This window comes from Caballeronia sp. 11_S32 (assembly GCF_056930355.1).
The window spans coordinates 761,660-787,569 of the sequence record NZ_JBXOWH010000005.1; the positions used below are offsets into that span (position 1 = coordinate 761,660).

At 64.3% G+C, this 25,910-nt stretch carries 24 protein-coding genes; 5 read left to right on the forward strand and 19 right to left on the reverse strand.

Annotation, left to right across the window (positions count from 1 at the left end; all coding sequences use genetic code 11):
- Window positions 1–6 precede the first annotated feature (6 nt).
- The 5 genes from AC1Z32_RS38020 to AC1Z32_RS38040 all read left to right on the forward strand — a co-directional run bounded on the left by AC1Z32_RS38020 (window position 7) and on the right by AC1Z32_RS38040 (window position 6,246).
- Entirely contained in the window at window positions 7–516 is a 510-nt protein-coding gene (locus tag AC1Z32_RS38020) for a (2Fe-2S)-binding protein (protein ID WP_483484002.1), read from the forward strand.
- Complete coding sequence (locus AC1Z32_RS38025; protein ID WP_483484003.1) at window positions 513–2,846, forward strand: xanthine dehydrogenase family protein molybdopterin-binding subunit; 2,334 nt, start codon at window positions 513–515, stop codon at window positions 2,844–2,846. The genes AC1Z32_RS38020 and AC1Z32_RS38025 overlap by 4 nt, the downstream gene beginning before the upstream one ends.
- Window positions 2,847–2,870: 24 nt before the next feature.
- The gene (locus AC1Z32_RS38030; protein WP_483484004.1) at window positions 2,871–3,596 is read left to right on the forward strand and encodes an enoyl-CoA hydratase/isomerase family protein; all 726 of its coding nucleotides are present in this window, start codon (window positions 2,871–2,873) and stop codon (window positions 3,594–3,596) included.
- Window positions 3,597–3,651: 55 nt separating this feature from the next.
- Window positions 3,652–5,217, forward strand: a complete 1,566-nt coding sequence (locus tag AC1Z32_RS38035) for a UbiD family decarboxylase (protein WP_483484005.1) — start codon at window positions 3,652–3,654, stop codon at window positions 5,215–5,217.
- A gap of 105 nt (window positions 5,218–5,322) precedes the next feature.
- Window positions 5,323–6,246 carry a LysR family transcriptional regulator gene (locus AC1Z32_RS38040; protein ID WP_483484006.1) on the forward strand — a complete coding sequence of 308 codons (924 nt, stop codon included), beginning with the start codon at window positions 5,323–5,325 and terminating at the stop codon, window positions 6,244–6,246.
- Window positions 6,247–6,249: 3 nt separating this feature from the next.
- Here the strand turns inward: AC1Z32_RS38040 and AC1Z32_RS38045 are convergent, their stop codons facing one another.
- The 19 genes from AC1Z32_RS38045 to AC1Z32_RS38135 form a co-directional block, all read right to left on the reverse strand.
- Complete coding sequence (locus AC1Z32_RS38045) at window positions 6,250–7,272, reverse strand: XdhC family protein (RefSeq protein ID WP_483484007.1); 1,023 nt, start codon at window positions 7,270–7,272, stop codon at window positions 6,250–6,252.
- Window positions 7,273–7,463: 191 nt separating this feature from the next.
- Window positions 7,464–8,306 carry an IclR family transcriptional regulator gene (locus tag AC1Z32_RS38050; protein ID WP_483484008.1) on the reverse strand — a complete coding sequence of 281 codons (843 nt, stop codon included), beginning with the start codon at window positions 8,304–8,306 and terminating at the stop codon, window positions 7,464–7,466.
- Window positions 8,307–8,373: 67 nt separating this feature from the next.
- A complete protein-coding gene (locus tag AC1Z32_RS38055) occupies window positions 8,374–9,915 on the reverse strand; it encodes an AMP-binding protein (RefSeq protein WP_483484009.1) in 1,542 nt (513 codons plus the stop codon).
- Window positions 9,916–9,942: 27 nt separating this feature from the next.
- Complete coding sequence (locus AC1Z32_RS38060) at window positions 9,943–11,724, reverse strand: ABC transporter permease subunit (protein WP_483484010.1); 1,782 nt, start codon at window positions 11,722–11,724, stop codon at window positions 9,943–9,945.
- Between the two features lie 9 nt (window positions 11,725–11,733).
- The gene (locus tag AC1Z32_RS38065; protein ID WP_483484011.1) at window positions 11,734–12,795 is read right to left on the reverse strand and encodes an ABC transporter ATP-binding protein; all 1,062 of its coding nucleotides are present in this window, start codon (window positions 12,793–12,795) and stop codon (window positions 11,734–11,736) included.
- A 10-nt stretch (window positions 12,796–12,805) separates the two neighbouring features.
- On the reverse strand, window positions 12,806–13,867 hold the full coding sequence (locus AC1Z32_RS38070; protein ID WP_483484012.1) for an ABC transporter substrate-binding protein: 1,062 nt from the start codon (window positions 13,865–13,867) through the stop codon (window positions 12,806–12,808).
- Between the two features lie 54 nt (window positions 13,868–13,921).
- Window positions 13,922–14,683, reverse strand: a complete 762-nt coding sequence (locus AC1Z32_RS38075; RefSeq protein ID WP_483484013.1) for an enoyl-CoA hydratase/isomerase family protein — start codon at window positions 14,681–14,683, stop codon at window positions 13,922–13,924.
- A 418-nt stretch (window positions 14,684–15,101) separates the two neighbouring features.
- Complete coding sequence (gene solA / locus AC1Z32_RS38080; RefSeq protein WP_483484014.1) at window positions 15,102–16,271, reverse strand: N-methyl-L-tryptophan oxidase; 1,170 nt, start codon at window positions 16,269–16,271, stop codon at window positions 15,102–15,104.
- Window positions 16,272–16,348: 77 nt separating this feature from the next.
- Complete coding sequence (locus tag AC1Z32_RS38085; protein WP_483484015.1) at window positions 16,349–16,696, reverse strand: H-NS histone family protein; 348 nt, start codon at window positions 16,694–16,696, stop codon at window positions 16,349–16,351.
- Between the two features lie 109 nt (window positions 16,697–16,805).
- Entirely contained in the window at window positions 16,806–17,273 is a 468-nt protein-coding gene (locus tag AC1Z32_RS38090; protein ID WP_483484016.1) for a YaiI/YqxD family protein, read from the reverse strand.
- Between the two features lie 148 nt (window positions 17,274–17,421).
- Window positions 17,422–17,691 carry a hypothetical protein gene (locus tag AC1Z32_RS38095; protein WP_483484017.1) on the reverse strand — a complete coding sequence of 90 codons (270 nt, stop codon included), beginning with the start codon at window positions 17,689–17,691 and terminating at the stop codon, window positions 17,422–17,424.
- A 189-nt stretch (window positions 17,692–17,880) separates the two neighbouring features.
- Window positions 17,881–18,807 carry a helix-turn-helix transcriptional regulator gene (locus tag AC1Z32_RS38100; protein ID WP_483484018.1) on the reverse strand — a complete coding sequence of 309 codons (927 nt, stop codon included), beginning with the start codon at window positions 18,805–18,807 and terminating at the stop codon, window positions 17,881–17,883.
- Window positions 18,808–18,985: 178 nt separating this feature from the next.
- Window positions 18,986–20,158, reverse strand: a complete 1,173-nt coding sequence (locus AC1Z32_RS38105; RefSeq protein ID WP_483484019.1) for a porin — start codon at window positions 20,156–20,158, stop codon at window positions 18,986–18,988.
- A 13-nt stretch (window positions 20,159–20,171) separates the two neighbouring features.
- Window positions 20,172–21,590, reverse strand: a complete 1,419-nt coding sequence (dctA, locus tag AC1Z32_RS38110; RefSeq protein ID WP_483484020.1) for a C4-dicarboxylate transporter DctA — start codon at window positions 21,588–21,590, stop codon at window positions 20,172–20,174.
- 113 nt (window positions 21,591–21,703) lie between these two features.
- On the reverse strand, window positions 21,704–22,660 hold the full coding sequence (locus AC1Z32_RS38115; protein WP_483484021.1) for an AraC family transcriptional regulator: 957 nt from the start codon (window positions 22,658–22,660) through the stop codon (window positions 21,704–21,706).
- The gene (locus AC1Z32_RS38120; protein WP_483484022.1) at window positions 22,657–23,139 is read right to left on the reverse strand and encodes a CBS domain-containing protein; all 483 of its coding nucleotides are present in this window, start codon (window positions 23,137–23,139) and stop codon (window positions 22,657–22,659) included. The genes AC1Z32_RS38115 and AC1Z32_RS38120 overlap by 4 nt, the downstream gene beginning before the upstream one ends.
- Window positions 23,058–24,149, reverse strand: coding sequence for an XdhC family protein (locus AC1Z32_RS38125; protein ID WP_483484023.1), 1,092 nt, complete (start codon window positions 24,147–24,149; stop codon window positions 23,058–23,060). Before AC1Z32_RS38125 ends, AC1Z32_RS38120 begins: the two co-directional genes overlap by 82 nt.
- 13 nt (window positions 24,150–24,162) lie before the next feature.
- Entirely contained in the window at window positions 24,163–25,608 is a 1,446-nt protein-coding gene (locus AC1Z32_RS38130; protein WP_483484024.1) for an NAD(P)(+) transhydrogenase (Re/Si-specific) subunit beta, read from the reverse strand.
- Window positions 25,605–25,904, reverse strand: coding sequence for a proton-translocating transhydrogenase family protein (locus AC1Z32_RS38135; protein WP_483484025.1), 300 nt, complete (start codon window positions 25,902–25,904; stop codon window positions 25,605–25,607). Before AC1Z32_RS38135 ends, AC1Z32_RS38130 begins: the two co-directional genes overlap by 4 nt.
- Window positions 25,905–25,910: the final 6 nt, after the last annotated feature.

Below are 25,910 nucleotides of genomic sequence, written 5' to 3' on the forward strand. Positions count from 1 at the left end.
CGAACCATGGCTGAAATTCAGTTACGCGTAAACGGCGTCGACGTGAAGCGCACCGTGCCCGACGAGACGCTGCTCGTCGAATTCCTGCGCGAGACGCTGCGCCTCACCGGCACGCATGTCGGCTGCGACACGAGCCAGTGCGGCGCGTGCACGGTGCATCTCGACGGCGTATCGGTGAAGTCGTGCACGGTGCTTGCCGCGCAAGCGAGCGGCGGCACGGTCACGACGGTCGAAGGGCTGCGTGAAAACGAAGATGCGCCGCTGCACCCGGTACAGAACGCGTTCGTGCAGTGCCACGGCCTGCAATGCGGCTTCTGCACGCCGGGCATGATCATGTCGTCGAGCTTCTATCTGCGCCAGCAGCCGTCGCTCGACGAGGAAAGCATCTGCCACGCGCTCGAAGGCAATATCTGCCGTTGCACGGGCTACGTGAACATCATCGAAGCCGTGCGCCACGCGGCGCACGAAATGTATCCGGCGCTCGCCGACGCCACCACGGAGGACGTCAAGCGATGATCGGCCAACCCCTCCCGCGCCTCGAAGACCGGCGCTTCGTGACCGGCAACGGCCAATACACCGACGACCTGCGTGTCGATGGCCAGGTGCATGCGGCCTTCCTGCGCTCGCCGCACGCGCACGCGGCGCTGCGCTCCGTCGATGTTTCGGCCGCGCGCGAGGCGCCCGGCGTGATCGCGGTGCTCGTCGGCCAGGATTATCTCGACGACGGCTATCAGGGCGTCGATCACGTGCCCAATCCCATCGATGCCGTCGATGCCACGAAGAAAGCATTCCTCACTTCGCTGACCGGCGAGATCTTCAACCAGTTGCATATTCCGCTGCCGATCGACCGCGTGCGCTACGTCGGCGAGCCGATCGCGATGGTCATCGCCGAAACCGCGCTCGCCGCGCGCAACGCGACGGAAATGATCGAGGTCGACTACGACGAGCTCGACGCCATCGTCAATGCCGCCGATGCGATGCAGGACGGCGCGCCGCAGTTGTGGGACGGCGCGGCGAACAATCTGTGCTTCCAGACGCAGATCGGCGATCGCGACGAAGCGCGCCGCATCATCGCCGATGCGCCGTTCGTGCTCACGCGCGAGTTCCATCACAGCCGCGTGGTGAATTGCCAGATGGAGCCGCGCGGCGCGATCGGCGTCTTCGACGGCGAAAGCGGCGTCTACACGCTGATCTCGGGCAGCCAGGGCGCGGTGCGGCAAAAAATCTGCCTCGCGCTCGCGCTGAAAGTGCCGCCCGAGCAGGTGCGCGTGGTGTGCCCCGATACCGGCGGCGGCTTCGGCCCGCGCTCGTTCATCTACGTCGAGCAGCTCGCCGTCGTGTGGGCCGCGCGGCGCATCGGGCGGCCGGTGAAGTGGACGAGCGATCGCAGCGAAGCGTTCCTCTCCGACTATCAGGGCCGCGACCAGATCATCCGCGCCACCTTCGGCTTCTCGCGCGATGGCCGCATTCTCGCCATCGACAACGAGTGGATCGGCAACGTCGGCGCGCATACGGTGTCCTATGTGCCGATGTCGAACGGCACGCGCATCATGACGACGGTCTACGACGTGCCGCTCGCCGCGGTGCACATCAGCGCCGTGCTGACGAACACGGTGCCGACCGCGCCGTATCGCGGCGCGGGCCGCCCGGAAGCGACGCATGTGATCGAGCGCATGCTCGATCTCGCGGCGGCGGAACTCGGGCTCGACCGCGCGGAGATCCGCCGCCGCAATCTGATCGCGCGCGACAAGCTGCCGTACCGCAGCCCGATGGGTCTCACCTACGACAGCGGCGAATTCGCGCGCAACATGGCGCGTGCGCTGGAACTCGCGGAATGGGACGGTTTCGAGGCGCGCCGCGCGGCTTCGCGCGAGAAAGGCATGCTGCGCGGCATCGGGCTCGCGAACTACATCGAGTCGCCGGTGGGCGCGCCGCGCGAACGTATCGAGCTGACCGTGTCGCCGGATGGCCGCATCGATATCGTCTCCGGTACGCAGTCCACCGGTCAGGGTCACGAAACGACGTTCGCGCAGGTCATCGCGCAGCATCTCGGCGTGCCGATCGATTCGATCACGCTGCGCACCGGCGACACCGCGTTCGTAAGCGTAGGCGGCGGCAGCCACTCGGACCGCTCGATGCGCCTCGGCGGCATGCTGCTCGTCGATACCGCCGCGCAGATCGTAGCGCTTGGCAAGCGCGTCGCCGCCGAACTGTTCGATGTCTCGCCCGAGCGCGTGACCTTCACGAACGGTGCGTTTTCGGACGCGGCGTCATCGCGTGAAATCGGTCTTTTCGACGTGGCGGCGCACATCGCGCGCGACGGCCTGCCAGGCGATGGCGCCACGCGCAAGCTCTACGCCGAAGCCGAAGTGAACACGCGCGTGCCCGCGCATCCGACGGGCGCGGCCATTTGCGAGCTCGAAGTGGACCCGGACACGGGCATCGTGAAGCTCGTCAACTACACGTCCGTCGACGATGTCGGCCAGCCGATCAATCCGCTGATCGTCGAAGGCCAGGTGCACGGCGGGCTCGCGCAGGGCATCGGCCAGGCGCTCTCGGAAACCTGCTATCTCGATCGCGAGACAGGTCAGGTGCTGACCGGCTCGTATATGGACTACGGCATGCCGCGCGCGGGCGTGATTCCGCGCCTGAACCTCGAACTCACCGAAGATCCGACGCATGGCAATCCGCTGCGCGTGAAGGGCGGCGGCGAAAGCGGCATCACGCCCGCCACCGCCACGATCTTCAACGCCCTCGCCGACGCACTGAAGGAATTCGGCACCGACGAACTCGCGATGCCCGCCACGCCGAAAGTCGTATGGGAATTCATCCACCGCGACGCATGAACACGCTTCAATAAGGAAACCAGCATGACCAGCCCTCACGTCGCCATCCATCGCCACGGCCCGCTCCTGGACGTGGTGCTCGACCATCCGGAGAACGGCAATCTGATCGATGCGCCGATGAGCGAGACGATCATCGCGACCGTCACGGCGCTCGACGACGAAGTGAAGCTCGTGCGCATCCTCTCGAGCGGTCCCGACTTCTGCCGCGGCCGCCTCTCGCCGATGCCGCCGAAGGACGCGAAGCCGTCCGCCGAAACGCTGCGCCGCGTGGTCGCCGCGCCGCCGCTCGCGCTTTATGACGCGCTCAAGGCCGTGCGCGTGCCGGTGGTGTCGGTCGTGCGCGGCGAAGCGCTCGGCGTGGGCTGCGCGCTCGCGGGCGTGTGCGACATCGCGCTCGCATCCGACGACGCCGTGTTCCAGATTCCCGAGATGGAACGCGATATTCCGCCGACCCTCGTGATGTCGGCGCTGATCGGCCGCGTGCCGGTGAAGACCGTCGCGCACATGGTGCTGAGCCGCGCGCGTCTTTCCGCGGGCGAAGCGCTGCAGGCGGGGCTCGTGAGCCGCGTCGTGCCCGCCGCGAGCCTCGACGCCGAAGCGGATGCGCTCGTCGACACGCTGCTCGGATGCAGCGCCGTCACGCTGCGCGCGGTGAAGCAGTTCCTGCATCTCGCGCCCGAAATGCCCGCGAGCGGCGCGAGCGGCTTTGCCGCGCATCTCGCGGCGACGGCGCTTTCAGCACGCTTCTGACGATTTCGCGAAGCCGCCGCCTCGCACGACGAATCCACGCATCAAGGAACCCAGATTGAGACCCAAGACCGCCATTCCCTCGACCGTCGACGGCACGCCCGCCCCCGACCTCGAACGCTTCCGCCTGCGCCGCTTCCTCGAATCGCTCGACGAGACCGAGCTCGAACGCCATGACGCGAGCGTCGATCTCGCCGACATCGCCGGCATCATGGAAGGCAATCCGCGCGCCGTATGGTTCAGCCGGCCGTCCGGCGGCGCGATATCGCTCGCGGGCAGCGTCGCCGCAAGCCGCTCGCGTCTCGCGAAAGCGTTCGACACGACGCCGCAGCGCCTGCTCGACACCGTGCGCGAACGTCTGCGCGTGAAGGGCAAGCTCGTCGAAGTGAGCCGTGAGGAAGCGCCCGTGCAGCAGGTCGTGCTGACCGGCGACGAATGCGACTTCACCGCCCTGCCCGTGCATCTCCAGCATGATCTGGACGGCGCGCCGTACATCTCGGCGTCGATCGACTTCGCCGTCGATCCCGAAATGGGCTGGACCAACGTCGGCATTCGCCGGCTGATGCTGCGCGGACGCCGCACGGCCGGCATCGATCTGGTTGCGCCGTCGGACCTGCGGGCCATCGCGATCGGTCACGCGAAACGCGGCGAGCGCACGCCGATCGCGTTCGCCGTCGGCACGCATCCGGTCGATCACGTCGGCGCGACGATGCGCATTCCCGCCGACGAGCTCGAACTCGTCGCCGCGCTGCGCGGCGCGCCGATGGGCGTCGTCAAGTGCGTGACCAACGACCTGCTCGTGCCCGCCGACGCCGAGTTCATCCTCGAAGGCTATCTCGACGAGCGCGGCCATGCGGAACCCGAAGGTCCGTACGGCGAGTTCCTCGGCTACTACGGCGGCGTGAAGACGAACCCGGTTTTTCATCTGACCGCGATCACGCACAGGCGCGACGCCGTCTTTCAGACGTGCACGATAGGCGGGCGCTCGATGGCGCGCACCGATACCGCCCAGCTTGCCGCGTTGCGCACGGAAGTGACCGTTTGGCGCGCGCTCGAAACGGCCGTGCGCGAAGTGAAGGCCGTCTATGCGAATCCGGCGACGGGCGGCATGTTCAACGTGCGCATCGCGATGCAGCAGCGCGTGCCGGGCGAGGCGCGCAACGCGATCGCGGCCGTGTTCGCCTCGCTTGCGAACGTGAAGCATGTCTTCGTCGTCGATCCGGACATCGACGTATTCTCCGATGAACAGATGGACTGGGCGCTCGCCACGCGCTTCCAGGCCGATCGCGATCTGGTGCTTCAGGACAGCCTGCGCGCGATGCCGCTCGACCCTTCCCTGCTCGGCGCGACGAAAACGGCCAAGGCCGGCTTCGATCTCACGCTGCCGCTGCTCGCGCCGGGCGCCGAGCGCGATCTGGAGCATCGCGTGCCCACGCCGCCGGCGTATCGCGGCGCGCGCTTCGACTCGCTCGAAGCCGCCCTCGACGACGGACCGAAGCGCTTCTCCGAACTGATGGCCGCGACCGGCACGCGCGACGGCCGCGAAGTGGTGCGCTGGCTCGAAGACACGGCGCAACGGCGTGCGATCACGCGCGACGAAGAAGGCCGCTACGTCTTCGCGTGACGCCCCGGCGGCTGCCGCACCTGCATCCCGAGGTGCAGCAGCCGCTGCGGCAGACGGGATAGAATCGGGCATGCCCCACGCCCGAATTACAAACGGCTGTCGTTGATGAATCTGTCCCTCAAACAACTCAAGGTGTTCCTTGGCGTCGCGAACGCGTCGAGCTTCACGAAGACCGCTCAGAGCATGCATCTCAGCCAGGCGGCGCTCTCCGCGATCATCCGGGAACTGGAAACGCAGCTCAATTGCCGGCTGCTCGAACGCACGACCCGCACGGTCTCGCTGACCGAAGCAGGCCGCCTCTTCTATCCCACGGCGATGGCGATCGTGGAGTCGCTCGAGAAGTCGGTCATCGAGCTCAACGAACTGGGACGCCAGAAGCAATCGTCGCTGCTGCTCGGCTGCACGCCGATGATCGCCGCGAGCCTCATGCCCTCGGTGCTCGCGCGCTTCTCGCAGGTCTATCCCAACGCTCAGATCGAACTCGTCGACCGCAATCCGACCGAGCTCGTGCAGATGGTCGAGGAAGGCCACCTCGATGCGGCGTTCGGCGTGTTCTTCTCGCAGCTTTCCGGCATCGACCGCACGCCGATCTTTCCGACGCGGCTCGTCGCGGTGTCGCATGCGCAAGCCGGGACGCCGCTGCGCGGTTCCGGCATTCGCTGGACCGCGCTCGAGGATCGGCCGCTCATCACGCTGCCGAAGGACAATCCCTTGCAGCGGCTGATCGAGGCCACGCTTTCGAAGGAGGAAGTGACGGTGAGCCGCCGCATCGTCGTGGGCCATCTCCAGACGGCCATCGCGATGGCGCAGGAAGGGCTCGGCACGGCGGTCATGCCGTCATTCAGCGAACATATCTGCTACCGGTATCAGGTGCGCATCGATCCGCTGCGGCCCGAGGTGCCGCTCTCGTTCTACCGCATCACGCGCACCGGGCGCGATACGCTCGCCACGCTCGATCAGTTCACGACGATGTTCGTCGAAGCCGCGAAGGAAGATCCGACCGGCCTCAACGACACCGACGAGGACTGAGCCTCACGCGAAACACAGCGAACCGGCCGACGCCGCGATTTCGCGCGCGGCCTTCGCACCTTCCACCTGCAGGATCGTCGGTAGCGACACGCCGTTCTTCGCGGCCGTGAGCTGCGCGAGAATCGAGATCGCGATTTCGGGCGGCGTGCGGCTGCCGATGTAGATGCCAGCCGGGCCATGAAGACGCGCCAGCTCGGCATCGGAGAGATCGAACTCTTTCAGACGCTCACGCCGCGCCGCGTTGTTGCGCCGCGAGCCGAGCGCGCCGACGTAGAACGCAGGCGTCTTGAGCGCTTCCATCAGCGCGAGATCGTCGAGCTTCGGGTCGTGCGTGAGCGCGATCACGGCGCTGCGCTCGTCGAGACGCATCGCGAGCACCGTGTCGTCGGGCATCGTGCGCACGAGCGTCGTGCCTGGCACATCCCACACGTCCGTATATTCCGTGCGCGGATCGCAGATGGTCACGTGATAATCGAGACCCGTCGCGATCTGACAGAGATACCGCGAAAGCTGGCCAGCGCCGATCACGAGCAGCCGGTAACGCGGCCCGTGAATCGTGACGAACCGCTTGCCGTCGAAGAAGACACCTTCGGTCGCGCGCGCCGGCGACAGCCTGGCCGTGCCGCTCGCCATGTCGAGCGTGCGCGCGACCAGTTCGCCTGCCTCGACATGGCAGCGCAACGCCGCGATGCCGCTCGCGTCGTCGAGCGGTTCGAGCACGAGTTCGATGGTTCCGCCGCACGGCAAGCCGAAGCGATGCGCTTCGTCCGCGCTGATGCCGTAACGCACGGCCTGCGGCCTTCGTGCCTCGATGCCGCTGCGGCGCACGCGCTCGATCAGATCATCCTCGATGCAGCCGCCCGATACCGAGCCGGCCACGACGCCGTCATCGCGCACCGCGAGCATCGAGCCTTCCGGGCGTGGCGACGAGCCCCACGTCTTCACCACGGTGACGAGAAGCACGCGATGCCCTTCGCCGATCCATCGTTCGCCGGCTCTGAGCACTTCGAGATTGACGCTGTCCAATTTCAACTCCGGTCGTTCGCGCGAGCGCCGTGCCGCCTGCATCGAAGAACGCGACGAAGGTCATGCGAGCGGGACGTGTGAGCGCGCGAAACTAAAGCCCACGCCCGTTTTGCTGAAAGTGTAAGCGGGCGTCTGCGTGGAGTGAATCAGCGATTTTTTATCGATTCATCGGCGACGCCGATGAATTCGCGCTATTCCAGGCGACGCCGCGTCGAGATGGCCGACGCCGTCGAAATGACCAGGTCGGCGAAGCGCCGCTCGTCACGGTCGGCGTGCCATCGCGATCTCGCCACCGCGATATTCACCGCGCCGATTCCTCGCCCGTGCGCATTGGTGATAGCCGCCGCTGTCGAAATATCGCTGACGAAGTACTCGTCTTCCGTATGGGCGTACCCTTGCCTGCGGATTTGCGCGATACGGTCCTTGATCTTGCGTGGCTGGTACACGGTCGACGACGTATACGGCACGAGATTCGTGCGCGACAGGATGTCGTCGATTTCTCCGTCGGGCAGCGTCGCCAGGATGGCGAGCCCCGGCGCCGTGCAGTAGGCGGGCAGACGCGAGCCCGTGATCACGTGCGCGTTGAACACGTTGCGGCTCACGATCCGCAGCACGAACACGATGTCCGTGTCGTCGAGCACGGTGAGATTGGTGGCTTCCTCCGTCTCCGAGCCGAGTTGCTGGAGATACGGCGTCGCCCGGCTCACGAGCTCGTTGGATGTCAGATAGTGGTAGGTGAAGTCCAGCAGCCTGGGCGACAGTTCGTACTTGCGACTGTCGGCATCCTTGAATAGATAGCCGAGCGCCGCGAGCGTGAACGTGAAGCGCTGCGTCGCGCTCATGTCGAAACCCGTGAGCGACGAAATCTCCGACAGCGACAACTGACGCTTGCTGCCGTCGAAGGCGGTGAGCACTTTCATCGCCTTCTCGACGGACTGTACGTACAGCGAAGAGGCGCTCGGATCCGCCGCCTCGGCCTGCGGCTTCGTCGCTGGGCTCTTGCGCTTGCGCGGAACTTTGGGCGCTTCCATCATCACGTGTTCATCTTTTCGATTGTTGATGAATTATCGCATAGCCCTAGAGCGCTATCGTCATGCGATATTACGCTCGCGTTTGGCCCATGCGATCCCAGGCGTCGTCCACGCTGCGCGGCAGCAGATGCTTCTTGATACGCTCGCTCGCGGTCAATTCGAAGCGTTCCACCGCACGGTAATAGCGCGGCAACTGAAAACTGGCGAGCCGCTCGCGCGCCCACGCGTGCATGGCTTCCCAGTCCACGGGTTCTCCCTTGAACTGCACGTTGAGCAGAATATCCTGCTCGCCGATCGCCGATGCCACGCCTATCGCCGCGCTGGCGCGAACGGCCGGATGCGCCGCGAAAATGCGCTCGATCTCCCACGCCGATACGTTCTCGCCGCGCACCCGCATGCTGTCCGTCTGCCGGCCGATGAAGAAGAAATCGCCGTCGGCATCGCGGCGCGCGCGGTCGCCCGTGTGCAGCCTGCCATTGCGCAAGGCCGCTTTGGTCGCGTCGGGATTCTTGAGGTACATCGGCAGAAACGTGCCATCCACCTTGCTCGACAACACGATCTCGCCCGCTTCGCCGTCCTGCGCGGGCTGCCCATCGTCGTCGAGCAGCTCGATCTCGATCCACGGCAGCGCGCGGCCGATCGATCCCGGCTTGCCGGTCGCGTTCGCGGTCGCGAAGCTCGAGCATTCGGTCATGCCATAGCATTCCCGCAGGCGCACCTTGAGCCGCTCCTGCACCGGCACCCACGCGGAGGCGCTCACGCCCGCGCCCCATGCGACGCGCAGCGTGTGCGTCTCGGGCTGCGCGTCCGGCGGCAGCTGCATGAGGATATCGAGCACGCCGCCGAGATAATGCAGTTGCGTGGCGCCGGCGCGCTGGACCTGCGGCCAGAACTGCGAAGCCGAGAAGCGCGGCACCGCGTGCAAGGTCACGGCTTCGAGGAACGGCAGCAGCAGCATCTGCGCGCCGCCGATATGACACAGCGGCTCCCACAGGAACAGCCGGTCGCCTTCGCGCACATCGGCGACGCGCAACGCCGCCTCGCCCGCGATGCGCATCATCCGGTGCGTGAAGACGACGCCCTTCGGCGCGCCCGTCGTGCCCGACGTGTAGATGATGCACAGCGGATCGTGCACGCCGATATCCGGGCTCACGAATGCGGCATTCGCTTCCTGCGCGTCGAACGCGGGGATGCGCACACGCCGTGTTGAACCGCAGTCGATCGTCGCGGTCACGGCATCGAATTCGTCCTCGATGATGAGCAGCTTCGGCTCGGCGTGCTGCAACAGATATTCGAGGCCCGCCGCGCGCAGTTTCATGTTCACCGGCACCCAGACGAGCCCGCTCAGCATGAGCGCGTAGATCAAATGGACGTGCTCCGCGCTGTTGCCGAGCATGACCGCGACGCGGTCGCCCGGCACGAGTCCTTCCTGCGCGAACCAGCGCTGCAACTGCGCGACATGCCGCGCGATGTCATGGCAGGTGATCGCCCGATCCTCGAAGTGCGCGACGGTGCGCGACGGTTCACGGCGCAGTCCCGCCGCGAGCAGCGGCACGCAGTCGAGTTCGTCGTCGGCGTGGCGGTGAGCGAAGTATTCCGAATAGCGATGCATATCTATACCGATTGAAAAGCCCGGGATTCAGCGCGCCCGGCGCTTGAGCCAGGACGAAACCGCCACGACGAGCGCGATGAGAATGACCAGCGTGGTCGATACAGCGGCGAGCGTCGGCGTGACCGCGAGCTGGATGTCGTCCCACATCTGTTTCGGCAGCGTCGAATTGATGCCGCCGCTCACGAAGATCGCGATCGTCAGATCGTCGAAGGAAACGAGGAAGGCAAACAGGAACGCCGCGGTCACGCTCGCCATCAAGAGAGGCAGCACGATCGACGTGATGCGCCGCAGCGGCGACGCGCCCATCACGCGGGCTGCGTCGTCCAGACGCCAGTCGAAGCGCTGGAAGCCCGCCGCGAGCGTGACGACCACATACGGAATCGCCAGCACCGTATGCCCGATCACGAGGCCGAGATTCGTGCCCGTGAGTCCCAGGCGGCCGAACAGATACAGCAGCCCCACCGCGACCACGATGCGCGGCACGATCAGCGGCGCGACCAGCAGCGCGAACACCGGCTTGCTCGCGCGGCGCGGCATGCGCGTCATCGCGAGCGTCGCGCCGAAGCCGAGCAGCAGCGACAGCAGCGCGGTGCCCAGACCGACTTCGAACGACCGGATGATCGCGCTGTGCCACACGGGCGAATCCATGAAGGTGCCGAACCAGCGCGTGCTGAAGAGCTTCGGCGGAAACGCGATGTAGTCGCTCGTCGTGAACGCATACGGAATCACCGACAGCACCGGCACGACGAGCATCACCATGATGACGCACGTATAGAGTCCGAGCGGGCTCGCGGCGCGCGCAGCCGTGTCCGCGTGCGCGTTGCGGCGCATCATGAACGGCGCGAACACGCGGCCCGCCGTCATCAGCAGTGCGAGCTTGAACCCCTGCGCGCGCGAGCCGCGCGACCGCTCCGTCACTTCGCCCGTCAGCGACGTCAGGCCGACCATGCGGTCATAGACGAAAAAGATGACGATCGAGCAGACCAGCAGCACGGTCGAAAGCGCGCCGGCGAAGCGCATGTCGAAGAGTTCGAGGACGGACGAAATCACGAGCTGCGCGATCATCGTTTCCTTCGGCGAGCCGAGCAGCGCCGGCACGATAAAGAAGCCGAGGCTCGAAATGAACACGAGCAGCCCCGCCGCCGCCACGCCCGGCGAAGAGAGCGGCAGGAACACCGTGAAGAAGCTCGTGCTGCGTTCCGCGCCGAGCGTTTCCGCCGCCTGCGCGAGCCGGTCGTCGATGCCGCGCATCACGGGAAGCATCGTCATGACGGCGAGCGGCAGCATCGAATGCACCATGCCGATCAGCACGCCGGTCAGCGACGGTATCGTGCCGCTCGTCTCGCGCACGAGGCCGAGCGAGAGCGCGATCGTCGAAAGCACGCCGGTCTTCGAGAGCAGCAGCATCCACGCGTACGTCTTGACGAGATAGCTGGTCCAGAACGGCAGCATGATCCACAGCAGCCAGCGTTCGCGCACGCGCTCCGACAGCCGGCTCAGCATGTACGCAACCGGATAGCCGAGCAGGATGGACAGCGCCGCCGTCAGGAACGATATGGCGAAGGTGATCCACAGCACCTTCGCGTACACGGGCGTGCGCGCGATGCGTTCGAACTGCGCCAAACCGATTTGACCGTCGGCGCTGACGAGGCCGCCTTGCAGGATCTCCCCGACCGGCACGATGAAAAACACCAGCAGGAACAGCAGCGTGGGCACGATCGGCAGAAAGCGCATGCAGCGCGCGAGCACGACGGACCGGCCGCGCCGCGAGGCTTCGTTCTCGCGGTGCGCATGAAGAGCAATGGTCATGGCGGTTCCTCAGGCGTGCAGCAACGTCGTGCGATGCGGGTCCCACGTGAGACCCACCTTGTCGCCGACACGCGGCGTCACGCTGCGCTCGCAGCGCACGGTCAGCTCGCTGCCGTCGCTCATCGAGAGCTGCACGCGCGTGTCGCTGCCGAAGAACACGACATCCGCGATCGTGCCGTCGACAAAGCCGCTGTGCGGTTCGACGAGACGCGGGGCTTCGGGACGCAGAAGCAGCGTGTGACGCGTGGCGGATGCCCCCGATGCGCCGGCCGGCAGAGGAATGCGGCCGCCCGCCGCGAGCAGGATCGGCTCGCCAGCGGCGCCGCGCGCGGCATCGAGTTCGCCTTCGAGCAGATTCGAATGGCCGATGAAGCCGGCCGCAAAACGTGTGGCCGGACGATCGTAGAGATCCGCGGGCGTCCCCACCTGCTCGATGCGCGCCTGGTTCATCAGGCAGATGCGGTCGGAGAGCGTGAGCGCTTCGTCCTGATCGTGCGTCACGTAGACGAAGGTCGCGCCCAGTTCCTTGTGCAGGCGTCGGATCTCGGCCTGCATGTGTTCACGCAGTTTCTTGTCGAGCGCGCCGAGCGGCTCGTCGAGCAGAATCACCGAGGGCCGGTACGCGAAGCAGCGCGCGAGCGCGATGCGCTGCTGCTGCCCGCCCGACAGCTCCTTGGGAAAGCGCTTCGCGTATTCGGTCATGCGCACCATCGCGAGGGCGTCGTCGACTGCGGCGCGGACTTCCTCGCGCGACTTGCGGCGCATGCGCAGGCCGTATGCGACGTTGTCCCACACGCTCATGTGCGGGAACAGCGCATAGCTCTGAAACACCATGCCGATGCCGCGCTTGCCCGGTTCGACATGCGTGACGTCGCGCCCGTCGATCTCGATGCGCCCCGCGCTCGGCGCGACGAGGCCGGAGATCATCTGCAACAAGGTCGTCTTGCCCGAACCCGATGGACCGAGCAGCGTCAGGAATTCGCCCGCCTGCACGGCGAGGTCCGTCGATTCCAGCGCGACCGAATCGCCATAGCGCTTCGCGATGCCGATCGCCTCGAGTTTCGAGCTCATCGTCCGCTCCTTATGAAATGATCCACGAATTGAACCGCTCGGTGACCTTCTGGCGGTTCTCTTCCCACCATTGCGGGCTCGGCAGCTTCATGTCCTTGATGTTTTCCTGGGCGGTCGGCAGGAGCGTCGCGCGCTCCTTGCTGATGCTCTCGAAGGACTTCTTGTTGGTCGGGCCGTACGCGAGCGTGCGCGTGAGCATGGCCTGACGTTTCGCGTCGGCGCAAAAGCGCACGAACTGCTTCGCGGCTTCGGCGCGCGGCGTGCCCTTCGGAATGCCCCAGCCTTCGATCGAATACAGGCCCTGATTCCACACGATCGTCACCGGCGCGCCACTGTCCTTCGCGGCTTGCGCGCGGCCGTTCCAGGTCGAGATCATGTCGACGTCGCCGCTCTGGATCGCCTGCATCGCCTGCGCGCCGGAGGTCCACCAGATGTTGATGTGCGGCTTGATCTTGTCGAGACTCTTGAACGCGCGGTCCACATCGAGCGGATAGAGCTTGTCGAGCGGCACGCCATCGGCGAGCAGCGCCTGCTCGAGCGTGTCGAGCGGACTGCGGCGCAGGCAGCGGCGGCCGGGGAATTTCTTCACGTCCCAGAAGTCCGCCCACGACTTCGGGCCGTTGTCCTTGAACTTGTCCGCGCGATACGCGAGCACGGTCGAATACACATCGACGCCGAGCCAGTTGGGCGTGATCGCCTCGGGCATGATGTCCGGATAGTCGCTCGCTTTCAGGCCGATCGGCTCCAGCAGGCCTTTCGCTTCGAGATACGGAATGTCCGCCGAGAGCGTCAGCGTGGTGACGTCCCATACATAGTTCTTGGTTTGCACCATCGCCGAGAACTGGGCGACCGGCTGCGATTCGCGCGCAACGCTGACGACCTTGATGCCCGTCGCTTTTTCGAACGGATCGTAAAAGGCTTCGCGATACGCGGTGGTGTAGGGGCCGCCCGGGTCCGATACGACAATCTGCTTCGTTTGAGCGCGCGCGAAGAGCGGCATCGCGCCGGCCACGGCGAGCGCGCCCGCGCCGTGCAGAACGCGGCGGCGCGTCGGGTTGAAGTCTTGCGTCATGGTTCAGGTCTCTCGCACTGGGGTTGAGAAGAAACGGCTCGACTTCAGCCCGATCTATTTGGCGCGCTTTTTGAAGAACTCTTCCATCATGCGAGCGGGCTCGCCGGAGTCGTACGCCTCGCGCTGGATGCGTTCTCCCGCCTCGATGCAGTCCACGAAACCAGGCTCGGTCATCTCGCGGAAACGCTGCTTGTCGAGACGCATCGCGACGGGCGGCTTGGCGGCGAGTTCCGTGGCGATTTCCAGCGCTTTCTCGAAGACCTTATCTTCGTCGACGATGTGATGAATCAGCCCGATGCGATAGCACTCGTCGGCATCCATCAGACGGCCGGTGAGCGTCAGCTCGATGGTGCGCGACATGCCGAGCATCGAATTCATGATCCACGGCCCTGTCGTGCTGGCGATGCCCGCATTGATCTCCGGCTGGCCCATGCGCACGCCCGCGTGACCCACGCGGATATCGCCGAGCAGGGCGACTTGAAACGCCGAACCCGCGGCCGTGCCGTTGAGCGCCATCACGAGCGGCTTGGAGAGGCCGCGCAGCGTCGCGTAGTAGCGCTGCCACTCCTTGACCCACGCCACGGCGCGTTCGCCATTGAAGTCGTGCGCTTCAGCCAGATCCTGCCCCGCCGAGAATGCGCGATTGCCCGCACCCGTCATGATGATCGCGGCGACATCGTCGTCGGCATTGAAGCGCTCGAGCGCCGCGATGATCGATTCGCGCATCGGCGTGGTCCACGCGTTGAGGCGCTCGGGACGATTCAACGTGATGACCGCGACGCGGCCGTGATTCGAAAACAGAACGTCGTCACTCATGATTTATCGCATCGTAATAGTTGATGGTGAAATGCAATATAGGATCATCAAAAATATGGTGCAAGCGGGTTTACGCGGAAGACGTGCAACTCGATTTCGTAGCGCACGCGCGCGCTAAGCGATTCGGGTCGATGGCGTGACGGGAAACGATGGGTAACAGGCGTGCGAATGCGTCGAGCCGAAGGGGCCGACGCATTCGTTCAGAGGAAAAGAGGAAGTGCGGGAAGCGCGAGGGCGCAATCGTGCCGCTGGACAGTGGCGGTCCGCCGGAGCAGTTGAATCTGTTCGCGTCTCTCTCAGCCGGAGACGACTTTTTCGGCGCCTCCGATGAACGCGCTATGCCAGCGACGCGCTTCGTGGGGTTTCGCAGCGCCCTGTCGCAAAGGCCAACGTGTTCGAACTCGTCGTGACTGGCCTGCTAGGAAAACCTTGCAGCACGGAACTGTTGCAGGCTCCCGTCGTCCTGACCTGTCGCCCACAGCGCTATCCGCTCGCCAAGACCGGCCGAATTCTTGAAGCCGTGACCCGAGCAGGCGGACACCACCTTCACGTGCTCCATGTCGCGATAGGTATCCACGATGAAGCCGGAATCGGTGCTTACCGTGTACAGACAGGCAGCAGAGTGAACTGGCCTGGACCCAACACACGCCAGTCGTCCGGCAACGTGGCTCTCGAACATGTTCAGTGACTCTTCGGTGCTCACTGTCCTGTCGAAATCATCCGGCGCGCAGGTATTTTCATATTGCTCTGTTGCGACCTTCACGCCCGGCACGCCATCGAGCATCGGGAACCCGTACATGTAGTCCTGGTCGCCTTCGCCATGCATCCAGATAAACACCGGACATTTCGCAGGTGAATACATGGATGGATTCGTCGTCTCGAACCAATGTAGCGTCTGGCGCATGACGCGCAGGTTTCTGCCGACCGTACCTGCAGCCATTTCGGGAATCCACGCGCCCGCCGTCACGATCGCCTTCGCAGCGGAGTAGTCGCCTGCCGCGGTGCGGACTACGACGCCGTCTCCCTGCTTCTCGATGGCGATTACCTTTTCGTTCGTTCGGATGGACGCGCCGAGTGCCATCGCCAGCGCAATCTGCGTCTCGACACAGGCTTCGGGAATCAGCACTCCCGCATCGTGCTCGAAGTAGCCGATTTCATCGCCGCGAGTTTGAAACTGGGGAAATCGGTCCGACATCTCGCGTGCACTGAGCACCTCGTGTTCAATTCCATGCCGGCGCGCGTTCGCTATGGTCGTTTCGACAAAGTTTGGCTTGCCGTGATGACTGGTTGCCCCGCCCCGAGCGCCCAGTATCAGACCGCCGGTCCGGTGATACAGCCTTTTACCGGTCTCGGCCTCGAGTTCATTCCAGATTTCATGCGAGCGCTTGATGAACGGGATATACGCTTCCCCTTCGCCAGCCGCGAGGCGCGTGATGCGGGTATTGCCATGACTCGAGCCTTTGTTGTGAGGCGGAGCGAACTGGTCGATACCGATGACCTTCACGCCCCGCTTCGCGAGTTGATAGGCAGTCGCGCTACCGAAGGCTCCAAGCCCTACCACAACTACATCAGCCGTTCTGCCGTCCATTCGCCGTTCCTTTTTCATTCACCCATCACACCGATGGCAGTATCGGACCACACGAACGACGCGACGGCGTGCATAGCTCACCGCTGGACGGCAAACAGGTCCGCCTGAACCATCGCGCCCGGGGCACTGTGCGTCTGTACGAGGAATTCGTCGCGGTCCTTGCCGGCGATCCACCGGGGCACGCGTCCACGACCGCTCCACGTCGCTCCGCTGACCGGGTCGCGGTATTTTGCGGCCGGCTCAGGCGACAGCTCGCCCGGCTTACGGCCCATGAGTTCATTTAGCGTAATTCCGTACTCGCGCATCTTCTGCACGATTTCTGTCAGCGCGTGCCGTGTCTCTCTGTCTTTGGCTTCCATCAACTGTTTATCCAATGCCTCTTGCTGCGCCCGCAGTTGGGAGATTTCAAAGCTTTGATATGCCATGGTTATCTTGTTCGTGCACCGATTAAAACGTTGCTGCAATCAGGTCCCGAGGAACCGGAATGGCGGAAGTTGGGTTTGAGAGTATACCCGCGCGTCCGATGACCCCGGCTCAAGCTGCTCCGCCCGAGCCGGCAGCGTGTCGTGCGAGAAAGCGGTCCAGTTGTGCAGCAAAGGCCTTGCTGTCGCCCGGTGCGTAAGCCGCAGGCCCACCGGTATCGACGCCCGACGCGCGGAGCTGATCCATCACGTCGCGCATCGTTACACGTTCGCGAATATTCTCGCGATTGAACCAGCTCCCGCGCGGATCGAGCACGTGTGCGCCCTTCTCGATGGCGGCGGCGGCCAGCGGTATGTCCGCGGTAATCACGAGATCGCCGTCTCTGACCAGCTCGATGATTCGATCATCGGCGGCATCGAAGCCGGCAGGCACCTGGATCGCCTTGATAAAGCGAGACGGCGGCGTGCGCAGATATTGGTTCGCCACCAGCGTGACGCATACTTCGACACGCCGGGCGGCTCGAAACAGCATCTCCTTGACGACGACCGGGCAGGCGTCCGCATCGACCAGCACTTGCATCGCGGTGTTTCCAAATTAGAACGAGGGAACGCTTATCTTAATGCGCGAATGCGTCCGAGGCGAAGCGCCACGGGGAAAGCGTCGCGCATGCTCGACGCGCATACTTCGCCACCGCAGAAAGATCTTCGCCGCGCGTTCGTGAGAAGCGCTAGTCGAGATGCGCGTTCGCGCGCGCGGCACGCGCACGCTCCTGGAGAACCCACCGGGCGTGGAGTCTCGTGAGCGTTCCGTCCAGCGATTCCAACGTCGATGCATCTTCGACGACGCGCGCCACATCGATCACTTCGGTCAGTTCGCCCATGCCGCCGAATCCGATCGCGCACGCATGCTCATGAAGTGCGGTCAGCACATCGTCAAACGACAACGAGCCAATGAACTCATCGAACTCCCTGTCACCGAGCGCGCGCGCGATCGACAAAACGAAGCAGCACGCACTCGCCTGCAATCGGCTGCGCGCGACGTCCTCCGCCCAGCCGGAAACGCTCCCTCGGTCACCCATATGAATCGCCCAGCTCCGCACGCATCGCAATATACGAAAGAATATAGCGAACTATGAAGCAAGTGTCTGATTGTGTCGAGTCGAAAATGAGAGACCCGCGAGTGCGGGTCAGGCCTCTTCGGCCGGAGTCTGCACCTGCATCTGCCGACGGAACTTGCTGGGCGATTGCCCGAACCGCTGCGTGAACCGGCGCGTGAAATAAGCCTCGTCCGCAAAACCAACGCTCTTCGCGATCTCGCCGACGCGGTCCTCGCCGTGCGCGAGCAGATGCTTCGCCCGCTCCATGCGCTGCGCCGTCACCCATTCGACGAATGCAAGGCCCGTGTGCTTCTTGAGCAGTTGCGAAAGATAATTCGGCGACACGTGCGCGGCTTCCGCCACCGAATAAATCGAAAGCGGCGCAGCGAGATTGCCCTCGATGTGGCGCATCACCCGCTTGAACGTATCCGAACGGCGCTGCAGGAACACGCGCTGATCGGCCATCTCCCGCAGCGCGTCCTGGTAGGTTTCGGTCACGAAGCCGATGAGCTCCAGCAACATGCCGCGCAGCCGCTCGAGCGTGCCGAGGCCGCGCCGCTGGTTGAGCGTCATCATGTGGCGGATCACGCCTTGCACGTAGGCGAACTCGGCTTCGTCGAAATCGAAATCGACGTGGCCTTCATAGAGGAACGGTGCAAGCTCGGGATACTCGAAGATCGACACCTCTTCCATCTCGAACGGCGACAGATCCAGTCCCGGCCGCAAGAACTGCGGCGCGAAGTTGATGATGTGATAGCGCGCATCCGGCGGGTTATACGCGCAATGCACGCGGTACGGCATCACGAAGATGATCGAGCGCGACGGATGCTCGCGGCGCTGTCCACCGATCACATGCGTATGGCCGACGCTCGTGTTCACCTGCATCTGAAAGAACTCATGCCGATGCGCAACGGCGATGGCGGGCCGCACGCTCTGGTCGCGTATGTCGAAGTCGAGCCGGTCGGAGCGGTCGCCCATTCGGTAAGTCTTGATGTCCTGCAGCGAATCGTCGTTCATGGGGATCACTGAAAACGGCGCGACGGCGTGACAAACGCCGTCGGTTCGGGAAGTGGATAGCGACTGTCCTATGAGAACGCAACTTACGTTTGCCCGACAATCCAGACCTACCCGGACGACGCGGCGCAGCATACCGGGCAATTTTGCCGATTCACGCGCCGCGCCCCGACTGAGTGCATCAGAACTTCGCGCGCAGGCCCGCAGCAACGAGAATCTGATCGCGGCTCGATGAGCCCGAGAGCCCACCGGAATTGAAGATCGCGGCCTGTGTGGCGTCGCCGCCCGCACGCTGCCATACGGCGATGCTGTAAAGCTCGGTGCGCTTCGACAGTGCGTAATTCAGCCCGAGGTTCACCTGCTTCCAGTTGGGATCGTCGCCCGTGGCGAAGCTGCCGCGGCTCTGTCCGCCGCCCATGTGCCCATCGGTATAGATGAAGGCCGCGCCAACCAGCAGCGCGCTCGTGATATTGAACTTCGCATTGATTTCGTAGTTCGACAGATGCGACGCGGTGCTGTCGTTGTAATCGAAGCCGACCCAGCTATAGACGAAGCCCGCGCTCGCGGCGCCGAATGCGTATGACGCCCCGCCCGCCGCGACACGCTGCCGCGCGACGTTGCCGTAGAAGATATTGCGGATGTTCGAGTAATCGCCCGCGACCGCGCCGCCGGTATTGCTGCCGCCGGTGTTGCCCGCGACAGGATTGTTCAGTTGCAGATAAGAAGCCGCCACGGCGAGCGGTCCCGCGCCGTAGCGCGCGCCGAACGTATATGCCCGGTTGTTGGCGAAGCCGGTGCCGGGCGCGTCGCCCGCCTGATTGCTGAACGCATAGGCCGCGCCGGCCTCTACGCCGTGCCACGAGGGCATCGTGTACTTCACCGAGTTGTTGAGACGGAACGAGTTGTAGAAGTTGTCCGTGTCGCCGACATGGGCGCCATAGCCGCCCGCCCATTGCTTCGACGACACCATCGGCCCTACATACAGCACGCCGAAATCGTATTGACGGCCGAGCGTCAATTGACCGAAGCGCGTGCTGTCGAGGCCCACATAGGCCTGCCTTCCGAAGAGGCGCCCGCCCGATCCCATCGTGCCATTGTTGATGTTGAAGCCGTTCTCCAGCGTGAAGATCGCGCGCAGTCCGCCGCCGAGATCCTCGCGTCCTGTCAGGCCCCAGCGCGACTCGTTCGCGCTGCCCATCTGGAACACTTTCTGGCCCTGCGCCGTCGCGCGCGGAGCCGAATGATTCACATAGACGATGCCGTCATCCACGATACCGTACAACGTGACGCTGCTTTGCGCGAATGCCGTGGAGGCCGCGAGGCTCGCCCACGCGAGCATGATTGTGCGTTTCATCTCGCCGGTCCCCTTATGCGTTGACGCCGGAGCGCACGTTCATCGAATGCGCCGATGCGAGCGCGCCTTCGGGCATCGTGCTGCGCGAGGGACGGCCATCGTCTTCGTCGCCGTTGAGCACGCGGCGTGCGCGTTCCACATCGAGCGTGCCCGTCCAGCGGGCGATCACGATCGTCCCGATCACATTGCCGGTCAGGTTCGTCGCCGCGCGAATCTGCGCCATGAAGCGGTCCACGCCGATCAGCAATGCGAGCCCGCCCACGGGCAGCACACCAATCACAGGCAACGTCGCCGCGAGCGCGATGAAGCCGCCGCCCGTCACGCCCGCCGCGCCCTTCGATGTCAGCAGCATCACGAAGAGAATCGTCAGTTGCTGCGTGAACGACAGATCGATGCTGCACGCCTGCGCGATGAACAACACGCCGATGCTCATGTAGATCGCGGTGCCGTCCATGTTGAACGAGTAGCCCGTCGGAATCACGAGACCCACGACGTCCTTGGTGCAACCGAGCCGTTCGAGCTTCACCATGATGCGCGGAATCATCGTTTCGGCGGAAGTGGAGCCGAACACGACGAGGATTTCATCGCGGAAGAAGCGCAGCACCTTGCGCAGACTGAGGCCGCATGCCGCGAGCAGAAGCCCGAGCACCACGACGACGAACGCGACACTCACCACGAACACGGTCGCGAGCAGCAGGCTGAACTTCGCGAGCGATGCGATGCCGTACGCGCCGACCGTGAAGCCCATCGCGCCGAACGCGGCGAGCGGCGCGAAGTACATGACGATCTTCACCATCGCGAAGAACACTTTGGAAAAGCTGTCGAGCAGATCGATGACGGGCTGCGCGCGTTCATTGATGGCCGAAAGCGCGATGCCGAACATTACCGAGACGAACAGCACGGGCAGCATCTCTCCCTTCGCGAACGCATCGATCATGCTGGACGGCACGATCGACATGAGGAAGTCCGTGATGCTCATCTGATGCGCGGATTTCACATAGCCCGCGACGAGCGCCGGATCGAAGCTCGCCGGATTCGCGTTGATGCCATCGCCGGGGCGCACCATGTCGGCGCCGAACCAGCCGAGCAGGAGCGCGATCGTCGACACGACTTCGAAGTAGATCAGCGACTTCACGCCGATGTTCGCGACGCGCTTCAGATTGCCCATCTTCGCGATGCCGCACACGACGGTCGTGAAGATGATCGGTGCGACCACCATCTTGATGCCCTTCACGAACACGTCGCCGAGCGGCTTCAGGGATGTGCCGAACTTCGGATAGAGATAGCCGACGAGCGCGCCGGCAAAAATCGCGAAAATCACCTGCACGTAGAGCCGGCTGCAGAAGTGCGGGCGCTTATTCTTGCCTTTGCTGGCGCCCTTGCCTTCCGCGTCGCGGCCGTGAACCGCACCATCGCTTGCGTTACGCTCCATGAGTTGTCTCCTGATGAGGCGTTCGTCGTTTGGGGTTGAAACGCGTCCTGTGCCGCGTTGCTCCGGAACTCCGCACCGCCTCTTTGCGGACGGTTATCGGAGTCTCCTTGGATCTAGCTTATTGATTCCTGCTGCGAGTCTATCGGACAGAACTGTGCTTTTCCGGTAGTTTCCTGTTCGCGTTGCCTGCGGAACTCGCCGGGCGATACGCCGAAATGCTGCCTGAAGCGCCGCGCGAAATAACTCTCGTCGGCGAAGCCCGTTGCACGTGCGATCTCGGTGAGCCTGAGCGACGAGCTCATCAGTAATTCACGCGCGCGCTCCATGCGCCGTTCCGTCAAAAGCTCCGTGAACGTGCGGCCCGTTTCGCGCTTCAACGCGTGCGCGAGATGCCCTGGCGAGAGATTCGCGGCATCGGCTGCATCCTTCAGCGCGAGATCGCCCGACAGCCTCTCCCGGATCAACCGTGTAACGCGAACCAGCCAGTCCTGCCTGTTGGACAGCGCACGCCGCGCATCGAGCGCGTTGGCAAGCGCGCGATCGTTGCGTCGGCTCACGCCGCCGATGAGTTCCAGCAACCGCGCGCGCAGCATCATCGACGAGAAGGCGCGACGCTCCTTGTTCTCGCGCAGCATCGCGTCGAGCGTCGTGTGAAGCCACGGCATGTCGCGTTCGCCGACGACGAAGTCCACCACTTCCTGCACGAGAAACGGCGCGATCTCCGGCACCGCGTTCGCGTTCGCGTATTCGAGACCGAGCGGATCGAGCGTGGAATCGGGGCGCAGGAAGCGCAGCGAAAAGCTGATGACGACATACTCCGCGCCCGGCGGCATCACGCACACATGCGAACGATATGGCAGCACGAACGTCACCGTGCCCGCACGCACCTGCCGCACGCTTCCGCCGATGATGTGCGTCGCCTCGCCGCGTAAGGTCGCGAGCACCTGGAAGTATTCGTGCCGGTGCGGCTGCGTCAATTGCTGCCGCACCGATTGATCGCGAATATCGAAGTCCAGATGACTCGCGCGTTCGGCCATCGCATAGGTGCGCATGCCCGGCGTCCGTTTCATGTGTGCGACGCCACCGCTTCTTCGACGGGCCAGTCGCCGATATACGACTTCAACATGCGGTTCTCGAAGCTCTGCTCTTCGTGCACCGCCTTCGCGACATCGTGAAACGAGACGACCGCAAGCAGGCGCCTTTGCTCCATTACCGGCAGATACCGTTGATGATGCGTGACCATCAGCGCGCGCAATTCGGATACGTCCATCTCCGGCGACGCGATCACCGGCTCCGGATTCATCACATGGCGCACCTGCAACTCGGCGACGGGCGGCGTCGGCCCGCGGCGCACTTCGCGTTGACGTTGCGCAAGCACGTTGATGACTTCGCGGAACGTGAGCAAGCCGACGAGTTGCCCTTCGCTTATTACCGGCAACGAGCCGATGTCGCGATCGGACATGAGGATCACGCAATCGGACAGACGCGTGCCTGGCTCGACGGTGAAGAGCGGGTTGCGCTTATGTTTGAGGATGTCGCTGACGAGCATGATTTGTCTCCATCTCCAAGAGATCCTTCGGCCGTTGCGTCGTGTTGTTCCTCACGCTTCTTTTGTAGCAGCGGGATGCCGTTCTTCACCGCCACGATTTCCGCCATGATCGACACCGCGATTTCCGCGGGCGTCTGCCCGCCGATGTGCAATCCCACCGGCCCATGCAAACGCGCGGTCTGCCGCGCCGACAAATCGAATTCCAGCAGGCGTTCGCGGCGCTTCTGCGAATTGCGCCGCGAGCCGAGCGCGCCGACATAGAACGCGTCGGAGCGCAGTGCTTCCATCAGCGCCATGTCGTCGAGCTTCGGATCGTGCGTGAGCGCGACGATGGCCGTATGCGCATCGACGCCGATATCGAGCACGACGTCATCGGGCATGCCCGGCAGCCAGCGCGCGAGCGAAGGATCGAGCAGCGCGCGAAATTCCTCGCGCGGATCGCAGACGAGCACATCGAAGTCGAGCCCTCGCGCGATGCTCGCGACGCACATCGACAGTTGTCCCGCACCGATCAGCAGCAGGCGCCAGCGCGGACCGAACGTGACCGCGAGCGCTTCGCCGTCGAAGTGCACGGCATCGTTGCGTTCGCCCGCTCGCAGCGTCACCATGCCGTCCACCATGCGCAATTCGCGGCGCACGAGTTCGCCGCGCGCAGTGCAGTCGAACAGACGCTCGATCCAGCGCGCGTCGTTCAATGGCTCTTCGACCAGCTCCAGCGTGCCGCCGCACGGCAAGCCGAAGCGCGCCGCTTCCTCGCGCGACACGCCGTAGCGGATCACGCGCGGCGACGATGCGCGCTCGCCGTGTCGAATGCGATCGATCAGATCATCCTCGACGCATCCACCCGACACCGATCCGGCCACCACGCCATCGTCGCGAATCGCGAGCAATGCGCCCGGCGGGCGCGGCGCGCTGCCCCACGTTCTCACGACCGTGACAAGCGTGACCGCGTGGCCACTCGCATGCCAGTCGAACGCGTGCGCAAGAACGGAGAGGTCGGCGGATTCCATCGCGTGCTCCGGTTCAGTCGACGGCCTTGACCATGTCTTCGACGACCTTCTTCGCATCGCCGAATACCATCATGGTCTTGTCCAGATAGAAGAGCTCGTTGTCGAGACCGGCATAACCCGCCGCCATCGAGCGCTTGTTGACGATCACGGTCTTCGCCTTGTAGGCATCGAGAATGGGCATGCCGGCAATCGGCGATTTCGGATCGTTCTTCGCGGCGGGATTCACCACATCGTTTGCGCCGAGCACGAGCGCGACATCGGCCTGACCGAACTCGCCGTTGATGTCCTCCATCTCCGCGACCTGCTCGTACGGCACTTCCGCTTCGGCGAGCAGCACGTTCATGTGTCCCGGCATGCGGCCCGCGACCGGATGAATGGCATAGCGCACGGTCACCCCCTTTTCGTGCAGCTTCTCCGCGAGTTCCTTGAGCGCGTGCTGTGCGCGCGCCACCGCGAGGCCGTAGCCCGGCACGATCACCACCGATTCGGCGTTGCTCATGAGAAACGCGGCATCATCCGCGCTGCCGCTCTTCACGGGACGCACCGCCGCGCTGCCCGCCGTATTCGACGAAGCGCCTTCCGCGCCGAAGCCCCCGAGGATCACGCTGAAGAACGAACGGTTCATCGCGCGGCACATGATGTACGAAAGAATCGCGCCCGACGAACCGACGAGCGAACCCGCGATGATCAGCATCGGATTGCCGAGCGAGAAGCCGATGCCCGCCGCCGCCCAGCCCGAATACGAGTTCAGCATCGATACGACCACCGGCATGTCCGCGCCGCCGATCGGAATGATGATGAGCACGCCGAGCACGAACGCGATAGCGGTCATCGCAACGAACGGCGCCCACGCCTGCGTGAAGAAGAAGCCGATGCCGCAGCCGATCATCGCGATGGCGAGCAGCGCATTGACCGCATGCTGGCCGCGAAACGTGACGGGCGCGCCCTGAAACAAGCGGAATTTGTACTTGCCCGAGAGCTTGCCGAACGCGATGACCGAACCCGAGAACGTGATCGCGCCCACCAGCGTGCCGATGAACAACTCGACGCGATTGCCGCGCGGAATGATCTCATCGGAGGCGCTTGCAATGCCGAACGCCGACGGCTCGATCACCGCCGCCACCGCGATGCATACGGCGGCGAGCCCGATCAGCGAATGCATCGCCGCGACGAGTTCGGGCATCTTCGTCATCTCGACTTTCTTCGCGAGCAGCGCGCCAACGGTGCCGCCTATCACGACACCGGCCGCCACGAGTCCGACGCCCATGCCGGGCGCATCGCGCAACGCAGCGACCATGGCGAGCGTCGTGATGACGGCGATTGCCATGCCCGCGATGCCGAACACATTACCGACCAGCGCGGACTTCGGTGTCGAAAGACCTTTGAGCGATTGAATGAAGCACACGGAGGCCAGGAGATAGCTCGCCGTGACGAGGTTCATGTTGACGGCTGCGTTCATTTCGCGCCTCCTTTCTTGCGGAACATGTCGAGCATGCGGCGCGTGACGAGGAAGCCGCCGAATACATTGACCGATGCGAGCGCGACGCCGATGACGCCGAACGCCTGACTCGATGCGTGATGCGTGAGTCCCGCGGCGAGCATCGCGCCGACGATCACGATCGCGGAGATCGCGTTGGTCACCGCCATGAGCGGCGTGTGCAGCGCGGGCGTCACATTCCAGACGACGTGATAGCCGACGTAAATCGCGAGCACGAAAATGATGACGTGCACGAGGGTTGGATCGATGGAGTGCATCTGTGC

Coding starts and splice junctions, on each gene's coding strand:
- AC1Z32_RS38020 (WP_483484002.1), top strand. CDS start 7: ATGGCTGAAATTCAGTTACGCGTAAACGGCGTCGACGTGAAGCGCACC.
- AC1Z32_RS38025 (WP_483484003.1), top strand. CDS start 513: ATGATCGGCCAACCCCTCCCGCGCCTCGAAGACCGGCGCTTCGTGACC.
- AC1Z32_RS38030 (WP_483484004.1), top strand. CDS start 2,871: ATGACCAGCCCTCACGTCGCCATCCATCGCCACGGCCCGCTCCTGGAC.
- AC1Z32_RS38040 (WP_483484006.1), top strand. CDS start 5,323: ATGAATCTGTCCCTCAAACAACTCAAGGTGTTCCTTGGCGTCGCGAAC.
- AC1Z32_RS38050 (WP_483484008.1), bottom strand. CDS start 8,306: ATGATGGAAGCGCCCAAAGTTCCGCGCAAGCGCAAGAGCCCAGCGACG.
- AC1Z32_RS38055 (WP_483484009.1), bottom strand. CDS start 9,915: ATGCATCGCTATTCGGAATACTTCGCTCACCGCCACGCCGACGACGAA.
- AC1Z32_RS38060 (WP_483484010.1), bottom strand. CDS start 11,724: ATGACCATTGCTCTTCATGCGCACCGCGAGAACGAAGCCTCGCGGCGC.
- AC1Z32_RS38065 (WP_483484011.1), bottom strand. CDS start 12,795: ATGAGCTCGAAACTCGAGGCGATCGGCATCGCGAAGCGCTATGGCGAT.
- AC1Z32_RS38070 (WP_483484012.1), bottom strand. CDS start 13,867: ATGACGCAAGACTTCAACCCGACGCGCCGCCGCGTTCTGCACGGCGCG.
- AC1Z32_RS38075 (WP_483484013.1), bottom strand. CDS start 14,683: ATGAGTGACGACGTTCTGTTTTCGAATCACGGCCGCGTCGCGGTCATC.
- solA (WP_483484014.1), bottom strand. CDS start 16,271: ATGGACGGCAGAACGGCTGATGTAGTTGTGGTAGGGCTTGGAGCCTTC.
- AC1Z32_RS38085 (WP_483484015.1), bottom strand. CDS start 16,696: ATGGCATATCAAAGCTTTGAAATCTCCCAACTGCGGGCGCAGCAAGAG.
- AC1Z32_RS38090 (WP_483484016.1), bottom strand. CDS start 17,273: ATGCAAGTGCTGGTCGATGCGGACGCCTGCCCGGTCGTCGTCAAGGAG.
- AC1Z32_RS38100 (WP_483484018.1), bottom strand. CDS start 18,807: ATGAACGACGATTCGCTGCAGGACATCAAGACTTACCGAATGGGCGAC.
- AC1Z32_RS38105 (WP_483484019.1), bottom strand. CDS start 20,158: ATGAAACGCACAATCATGCTCGCGTGGGCGAGCCTCGCGGCCTCCACG.
- dctA (WP_483484020.1), bottom strand. CDS start 21,590: ATGGAGCGTAACGCAAGCGATGGTGCGGTTCACGGCCGCGACGCGGAA.
- AC1Z32_RS38115 (WP_483484021.1), bottom strand. CDS start 22,660: ATGAAACGGACGCCGGGCATGCGCACCTATGCGATGGCCGAACGCGCG.
- AC1Z32_RS38120 (WP_483484022.1), bottom strand. CDS start 23,139: ATGCTCGTCAGCGACATCCTCAAACATAAGCGCAACCCGCTCTTCACC.
- AC1Z32_RS38125 (WP_483484023.1), bottom strand. CDS start 24,149: ATGGAATCCGCCGACCTCTCCGTTCTTGCGCACGCGTTCGACTGGCAT.
- AC1Z32_RS38130 (WP_483484024.1), bottom strand. CDS start 25,608: ATGAACGCAGCCGTCAACATGAACCTCGTCACGGCGAGCTATCTCCTG.
- AC1Z32_RS38135 (WP_483484025.1), bottom strand. CDS start 25,904: ATGCACTCCATCGATCCAACCCTCGTGCACGTCATCATTTTCGTGCTC.